Annotated in this window: 10 protein-coding genes; 6 read left to right on the top strand and 4 right to left on the bottom strand. The window is 43.9% G+C overall.

Annotated elements, in window-relative coordinates; translation table 11 throughout:
- A partial coding sequence (locus DU481_RS15240; RefSeq protein ID WP_350135906.1) for an alginate export family protein occupies positions 1–259 on the bottom strand: 259 nt, incomplete at its 3' end.
- Between the two features lie 449 nt (positions 260–708).
- Here DU481_RS15240 and DU481_RS15235 point away from each other — a divergent pair.
- From DU481_RS15235 to DU481_RS15215, 5 genes are all read left to right on the top strand, one after another.
- Entirely contained in the window at positions 709–1026 is a 318-nt protein-coding gene (locus DU481_RS15235; RefSeq protein ID WP_350135904.1) for a hypothetical protein, read from the top strand.
- Between the two features lie 135 nt (positions 1027–1161).
- Positions 1162–1494, top strand: coding sequence for a high-potential iron-sulfur protein (locus tag DU481_RS15230; protein ID WP_350135902.1), 333 nt, complete (start codon positions 1162–1164; stop codon positions 1492–1494).
- 101 nt (positions 1495–1595) lie between these two features.
- A complete protein-coding gene (locus DU481_RS15225; protein ID WP_350135900.1) occupies positions 1596–1973 on the top strand; it encodes a YciI family protein in 378 nt (125 codons plus the stop codon).
- Positions 1974–2066: 93 nt separating this feature from the next.
- Positions 2067–2231, top strand: a complete 165-nt coding sequence (locus DU481_RS15220) for an SOS response-associated peptidase family protein (protein ID WP_350135898.1) — start codon at positions 2067–2069, stop codon at positions 2229–2231.
- A gap of 3 nt (positions 2232–2234) precedes the next feature.
- The gene (locus DU481_RS15215) at positions 2235–2414 is read left to right on the top strand and encodes an SOS response-associated peptidase family protein (protein ID WP_121167158.1); all 180 of its coding nucleotides are present in this window, start codon (positions 2235–2237) and stop codon (positions 2412–2414) included.
- A 142-nt stretch (positions 2415–2556) separates the two neighbouring features.
- On the opposite strand, the gene DU481_RS15210 is transcribed toward DU481_RS15215, so the two are convergent.
- Both DU481_RS15210 and DU481_RS15205 read right to left on the bottom strand, forming a co-directional pair.
- Positions 2557–5055 (bottom strand): GAF domain-containing hybrid sensor histidine kinase/response regulator, encoded by a 2499-nt coding sequence (locus DU481_RS15210; RefSeq protein WP_350135896.1) that lies wholly within the window; start codon positions 5053–5055, stop codon positions 2557–2559.
- Positions 5056–5079: 24 nt separating this feature from the next.
- A complete protein-coding gene (locus DU481_RS15205) occupies positions 5080–6294 on the bottom strand; it encodes an EAL domain-containing response regulator (protein ID WP_350135894.1) in 1215 nt (404 codons plus the stop codon).
- Positions 6295–6578: 284 nt separating this feature from the next.
- Between DU481_RS15205 and DU481_RS15200 the strand changes: the two genes are divergently transcribed.
- A complete protein-coding gene (locus DU481_RS15200; protein ID WP_350135892.1) occupies positions 6579–7034 on the top strand; it encodes a VOC family protein in 456 nt (151 codons plus the stop codon).
- Positions 7035–7615: 581 nt separating this feature from the next.
- Here the strand turns inward: DU481_RS15200 and DU481_RS15195 are convergent.
- Positions 7616–7879 (bottom strand): transporter, encoded by a 264-nt coding sequence (locus tag DU481_RS15195; RefSeq protein ID WP_350135890.1) that lies wholly within the window; start codon positions 7877–7879, stop codon positions 7616–7618.
- Between the last annotated feature and the right edge of the window lie 101 nt (positions 7880–7980).

The following is a 7980-nucleotide window of genomic DNA, read 5'->3' as shown; positions in this document are numbered from 1 at the left end:
CCGCTTCCAGGTTCCAATCCCAATTCTTTGCAGAACCGAAAAGCCGTGTGCCGAAAGAATGCCTGTGTTCCCGTCCCTGCGCTGCTGCAAACCGACCTTGATCTCTTTCATAATCAAGCCAGTAGAGATCTATTTTGAGCGGCGCAATACTTTCCGGTGCAAATGTGGAATATAAGCCGTACAGCGCCTGTGACTTGCTAATCACATCATCAAAAGCTTCCGGTTTATTGAAAACCGGACGAAAGGCGAGAGCATCAATGCGATATGGCCCCTGTTTCCAACTGGCGCGTGCGCCATCGAAAGCAAGAAGGATAGCAATGCGATGTCAAAAAATGTGCCTTAAGTATTTAAAAACAACACAATAAACTGTTGTAATAGACGCACGGCATTCAACTTCAGATATTTATAGGCTCCACTTTACCTCTAGCACTTTTCTTGTCAGCAAATTAACCACCATCCGTTTTTTTGTCCCGGGATTGGCGAACAGACCCCGCTCTGGCGAGTTTTTACTCCAACCAATTCCTCCCAATCCGTAGTGTAGTTCTGGCTTTCATTATCTCCTCGTATTGACCTGATTTCCCAAACTCAAAGAGTATTCCTGAAATTCATCCGCTTTCTTTGTATCTCTAATGTGTGCGGTAACGAACTGACCAAAATAAAAGTAAAGAGGATCATGAAAAATCCAAACACGTTAACAGGAGAATAATCATGACTAAGAATTTAGTACGGACAATTATTTCTATCCCTATTTTTATGTTCTTTTTATTATTGAGTATGGCAGCTATGGCGCAATCACTTGCTACACCACCGGAAATTCCTGCCGAAGGAGACAGAAGAGATACTGGCCATCAGCCTCAACCAGAGCACATTGAGGATTATACGAAAAGCAAAGCCCAAAGCGCTTCTGATTCAAAACCCGCTTCATCAGAAAACCTATCTGATTCTACCAAAGCAAAACCAAGCAGCCCATCCAGCGCGGATCAGAAGAATCCTGCCGGCAGTATGCGCGAATCGACAAAATATTAAATTCTTTGGAAATAAAGAGAATCTTCATACCGATGCCTCTTTTGGCGAAAGTTTTCAGTACCCCTAGCTCAAAACCACAATGCTAACTGAGGCATATTTTAGAACGCGCATCAACAATCAATGTGGGAGGTAACGATGAATTATCTTGGAAAGAAATTTTCACGGCGTCAGATCATAAAATTTATGGCGTTAGGAGCCACTGTTCCCATTGTGAATGTGAGCAGCTTAATTGGCCAAGCGCAAGCAGCCAAAGCTGCTAAGGAAGTAACCAAGTATCGTGACGAACCTAATGGAGAAGAGCAGTGCAGTAAATGCATGCAATTTATTCCTGGCAAGACTCCTGAAGCTAACGGTGAATGTCGCGTCGTAGAAGGCAGCATAAGCCCTCATGGCTGGTGTTCTGCATATACTGGAAAATCGGCAGCGTCTCAATATAAAAGTGGCGCGACGTTTCTCAATCGCCAATAGTGCAATGCTTTAACCGACAAAGAAATTTTCAAGAACCCCCAATAACCATTTGCTTGATTGCCTGCTAAACTTTTAAGCAGACTCAAATGTGGAGATAAACGATGCGTGTAATGATATTAGTAAAGGCTACCGAAGACAGCGAAAAGGGCTTTGCCCCAACGCCCGAGACGCTAAAAATGATGGAAGCAATGGACAGATTTAATAGCGATCTTATCAAGGCCGGCATCATGAAAGATGTAAGTTGCTGCGACGGTCTTACGCCCTCTTCACGGGGCAAACGTATTGCATTCGATGGTCCTAGCCGTACGGTTATCGATGGACCTTTCTTTCACCCCAATGAGCTAGTTGCCGGTTTCTGGCTCTGGGAAGTCACGGATATGGACGAAGCAATCGCCTGGGTGAAACGTTGCCCCAATCCTATGCCGGGACCGAGCGAAATCGAAATACGCCCGCTTTACGAGGCAGCTGATTTATGCTGAATCCGCATATCTGAAATTGAAGCGGCATCGTCATTTTTAATAATCCGGGCACGGATCATTAACTAGAAAAGACCTGAAACGGAGGTGGCTCTTATGTGCGAACGTTTTTCTTTAGACTTTCCCGAAGCGATACTCAAGAACTGGTATTCCGTCAACTCTTTCCCCGATCTTATACCGCGCCATAACATCGCGCCTATGTCCGACATTCTGGTGATCCGGGAAACTATAAACGGACGTGAAGCCACGACGATGCGATAGGGCTTGGTTCCTGGATGGATCAAGGGCTTGAAGAAAGCCCATGTTATAACCAATGCGCGCGCCGAAACGATCTCAACAAGACCGATGTTCAAGTCTGCATACCGCAAGCGCCGCCGCATCATACCCGCATCGGGTTTCTACGAATGGCAGCTACTGAAAGATGGTAAGCACAAGCAGCCGTAATTTATCAGCGCAGCGGATGAATGCCCCACTTCGTTTGCCGGAATATAGGAAACGGCTACAATCGATGAGAAAACAATAGAAAGTTGTGCAATCATCACGACGGGATGCAATGACTTGATGTGAAGTAATTCAGAACCGATTTCTAATCACTTTTCTGCAACAAAAAGTTATCGAATTGTTTGATGGCGTCATCCAATAATTCTCTCGCTTTTTTGGTGCCTGCTGTATCTTTTCTATGAGCGGACCACTCAACTGCTTTGCAAGCTTTAGCCAATTGTTTAGCACCGACCATCCGACTGGAACCAACCATGCGATGCGCAATTTCACTCACAATAACTAACTCATCTTTTTCCAGTATTTCAAGCAATTCGTTGTAGTCATTACGGATATGAACCTGGAAATCCCTCAAAACTTGAACATGGTCAGCTGCATCAGGAACAACTTTGCTTAATTCTGAAAAATCTATCACACGGGTTTTATCACCAAACTCCAATTCTACTAACGCTCGGGTTTCATCATTACCGGTTAAAGCAAGTGACAGAGATTTTGCCAGTACGGCTTTAAGCTGCGCCAAACTGGCGGGTTTTACCAGTAATTCATTCATACCTGCAGCATGGCAATTTCGAACCTCCTCATCAAGCGCATTTGCCGTCCAAGCGATAATCGGCACAGGCTTTAATTTCTGTTCGGATTCAATCTTGCGAATCGACTTTGCCAAACCATAACCATCCATTTCTGGCATGTGGCAATCCGTAATCACTAGCGCAAAATGACCGTTACGCCACATTTGTAGCGCTTCACGGCCATTCTCGGCAGTTCTGACGCGTAAGCCGAGCAGTTTGATTTGACGCGCCAGCAAATCGCGATTGATCGGGTGATCGTCCACTGCCAGCACCAGTGGAGAATTCTCGCTCTGCTTGAACAGCGGCAGCGCCCTGCGCTGTTGGGCTTCGTGATCGAGATATCGCACAACCTCTCCGGGTACATCACCAAGCGGCAGCGCCAGAATGATGCTGAATGTGGAGCCTAGATCAGGTTTACTATCGAGCTCAATGGACCCATCCATCAATTCCGCAAGGCGGCGGCAAATCGCCAACCCCAATCCAGTTCCACCGTACATGCGGGCCGTATCAGCATTGCCTTGACGGTAACGCTGGAACAATTTCCGTTGCGTCTTCTCATCGATTCCGATACCGGTATCACTAACCGAAAAACGAATCCGCTCCCCGTTTTCCGTTCGATCTATCAATTCGGCACGCACTACGACTTCACCACCTTGGGTAAACTTGATGGCATTACTAACAAAATTGTTCAGAACTTGTGAAAGACGCAGCGGATCAACGATATGGGAAGTGCCAATACGGTCATCGGCTTGTTGCCACAATACTAGATTTTTAGCACTGGCAGCACGCGAATAAGTATTCACCACTTCCTGCAAAAGTCGCTTGATCGATGTTGGGCGCATCGACAGCTCCAGCTTGCCTTCTTCGATTTTAGACCAATCCAAAATATCACTGACAATGCGCAGCAATCCCCTGCCAGAATTCCAGGCAGCATCCAATGTAGATTGTTGCTCATTATCCAAGTGCGTCATGGAAAGAAGCTCCAGCATTCCAAGCATTCCAGCCAGAGGGGTGCGGATCTCGTGACTCATCGTCGCCAAAAAAGAGTCCTTTGCCTGATTTGCCGTCTCAGCGGATCTTTTCAGTTCTTTGAGTTTCCTTTCTTTGACTTTCATTTCGTTGATATCGTGAATAACCCAGATTTCCCCGCCCGAATAACTACCGAGATCCAACGATTTGGCAATAAGGTGCGCCCAGAAATTTTCTCCATCTTGGCGCAATAAATTCGATTCAACGTTGAATACTAGATTTTTATCCAGATATGGCCTGGCAATATCAATCAATGAATCATCTTTATTGGATTTACAGAATAAGCTTCTGAGCGGCATATCCAGGAGAGCACCTGCCGTAATAAAACGGAATATCTCAGCCACTTTAGGATTCGTCCTCACTACTCGTCCATCGACAGCAAATATAACTCCAACTTGCACGTTATCAAGGATCGATTGCAGTTCCAAAGTCCGCTGCTCCACCCGTTGCTCAAGTTCTTCGTAAACACGAACATTTTCCAAGGCAACAGCAGTGGTATCGGCAAGCGCTTGCAATACTTTTATCTGTTCGAGCGTTGGATGATACTGCTCGGCCCAGTAATTGCCGATGGCACCGATCGGATCGAGTGTGCGTATTGGTACCATGGCAAGGCTACGTACAAAAGTAGGACGATAAGCATCCGCGGGAATACGTGAATCGGCATAAATATCCTCGATCACGGCCGACTGACGGTTTATCATGGTCCAGCCGCTGATGCATGCACTCATCGGGAAACGCTGCCCTTTCCATAGCGGACTTATGGCGTCTTCTTCAGCATAAAAACACATGCCGTTATCGCGCAATACAAAATTAGCACCGTCTGCCCCCGTTAATTTGCGTGCCGCATGACGGACAATTTCCATCACTGTAGGTAAATCTCTCGCCATGGATAGCATCTGCACCACTTCCACCAATTGTTCCATAGCGCTGCTATACCACAAACTTGGGGATTGTCCGCTAGGCTCGCCAATGTAAGTCTGATTACTCATCTGAGGAAAAAATTAAAACAATAACTAGGAATTTCGATATCTAGGAGAGTTTTCGGCAGAATATTTGATAAATGAAGCTAAATTCATAGGCTTTGAAACAAAATAGCCTTGCACTACATCACACCCCATATTCTTAAGCATATCCCAGTCCTGCTGCGTCTCTACCCCTTCGGCGACACTCTTCACTCTCAATTCACGAGCCATGTCGATACTCGATTTCACCACAATCCGTGCCATTTCGTTAGCAATCGAATCCTGAATGAATGACTGATCGATCTTAAGCTCGCTAAATGCAATTCGGGTGAGCTGTTGTAAACTGGAATAACCGGTTCCATAATCATCGATCGATAATTCAAACCCATTCATGCACAACCGTGTCAGATTCTCCAATGAATACGCAACTCCTGACATCGCGGCAGTTTCAGTTATTTCCAGGGTAATATAGCGAGGATCCATGCCCGCTTCTTTCACAACCCCAGTAATTTTATCCGCCAGTGTAATATCGTCCAGCGATACCAATGAAAGATTCACCGACAGGTTGATTTTGTGACCGGCGTCATGAAGTAAGCGGCATGCTGAAGCGGCTTTCTCCAGTATCAGAAAAGTTAACTCATCGATCCGGTTATTCTGTTCAAGCGCCGGAATAAAGGCATACGGCGAGATTAAACCGAGTTCCGGATGATTCCACCGCGCCAATGCTTCAGCACCAATCAGACAATTTGTCTGCATGTCTACTTTCGGTTGGAAAACAGGTTCAAACTGCTTCGCACGTATCCCCTGCATGATTTCATTCAGCGAGAAATTGACTGCGTTTCCACCGTGGGAGTACCACTTGTTCTCAGAGCGTTCATACTGAATGAACAGCTCCTTGAGTTTAGCCGGATAAATCGGTTTCTCAATCGCGCCCAGTAGCTTGACACCGTACATCCGCGCCATCTTGCCGGCCGATTGCACAAGCTTACTGCTTAAGGCACTAATGATAATAATAGAAATGTTATGCTGTTCTTCACCAACATGACGAAAAAATTCCAAGCCATCCATTTGCGGCATATTTAAGTCGCATATTACAATATCGATAGGTTTTTCTTTCTGTTCGCGGATAATTTCCAATGCGCATTTTCCATTGCTTGCTTCCTTGATCGACTGCACATTCAAAATGGAACGTAGCATTTTCACTATCATCTGTCGCTGAAAGTTATCATCTTCAACAACCAGAACACTTAAGCAGTTTCCTTCCATTGTTCTTTTCTTCCACTGATTCAAATGATGAAAAATCTATTGTTCTTAAGTTTAAATCAACAAATTTATTTGTATATTAGAAAATAAGAGTAAATAAGATATTCATTTTATCAATCAATTAATTATTGTAGGACATACTGACAATTATCGTCGAAAAAGACACTGTCTTTTCGTAAGAACGAACGACAAGTGGATCAAATTCTAACTCTGGAGAAGAAAAAACCTGCAGAATGTAAACCACTCCACAGGGCTGTTTTTGATTAATAGATTTAAAAGGAAAAAATATGAAAGCAAATGCAATAGGTATAAATCATGTGGCATTAGAAGTTGGGGATATAGAGGAAGCCATAAAATTCTATAGCGATTTCTTGAATTTCGAAGTTCATGAAAAAAATGAGATGCAAGCATCTATCTATTTTGGAGATCAATTTATCAATTTCATAAAAAATGATAATAGACAAGCCGATCAAAAGCGCCATGTTGGCATAGCAGTGGACAATAAGGAATTGGTGAGGCTAACACTTGAACATATGCGCGTTAAACTTCTAAGTGGCTCTTTTCTAGATTTTCTTGATCCTTGGGGAAATCGTATTGAAATAACGACGTATAGCAAGATTCAATACACTAAAGCTGATCATGTATTACGGGGAATGGGTCTGGGCCATCTTAAAAAAACTGAAGAAGCGCTTGCAGAATTGAATGCAAAAGGTTTAGGTCCTACTCAATGCGATAATAGTTAACTTAGAAACAAACCAATGTTGATAATGACTTCAGAAGGGCTTTATTGTCCACTTAGCGATTTTCACATAGACCCAAAAAGGAAAAGTGAATGATACGATTATAACCAAGTACATAGCGACCACGCGCGAAAAAAAGCAGCTACATATTATTATGCAACCAGTGCGATATTAAAAACTTGCTTCGGTAAAAATATAGTCGTGAAAACATATAACTATGGTGAAAACTTTTGCGTCAATAGCGTTCAGATTTCCTTTCATTCAGCTGGATATATTCTGGGATCCACACAAATTCATATTAAGCACTGTGGTGAAACTTAGATTGTAGGATGTACGCATAAAAAATCAATAATTATGACAGTTAGTTTTGTGTTATCGATTTCTGACGTTTAATGCAGTCGTCTTCTGAGAATGACAATATTACTTTCCCATGGATAGATCGTGTTCCATTATTGCAGTGACCCGATTGAGATCGCTGCCCGATAATATACTGCTGCTCGAATCTGCGATCGTGGATGTAGCGATGGATAAATCTATTTCTATAATCAGTAGGTCGTATCGTTCCGCAGCAAATTCATGCTATCTCAGAATGGGAGAACAGCTTTAAGCCAGAATGCAGTTCCATCAGCGCGATTCCTGACTGCCCCATCTATTTGGTATTTACCGGTAATGAACCATCCCCGTCCACTATCGTAACGCATTGACGGACCTATCGCATAAGCATGTCCCTTATTGTTTGTAACCGATTCACTATTTTGGGAATCACTGGTTACCTGCCAGTAAGCATAACCACCGATACCTAATACCCAACCTCTGCCCACCCCCCAACCTAGGGAAGCGCTGAACAATTAGTGATTTCCAGATTTCCCGGTAATCCTGCCATTTTTTTGAACACGAATTCCCGGCAATTCATTTTTCAGTGGTGTTTTGTAGCCGGATTTCCCCTGTT

Source organism: Nitrosomonas sp. (assembly GCF_040240425.1).
Lineage (GTDB): Bacteria > Pseudomonadota > Gammaproteobacteria > Burkholderiales > Nitrosomonadaceae > Nitrosomonas.
Note: the sequence above shows the minus strand (reverse complement) of the source record. Positions and strands in the feature narration are given on the sequence as shown.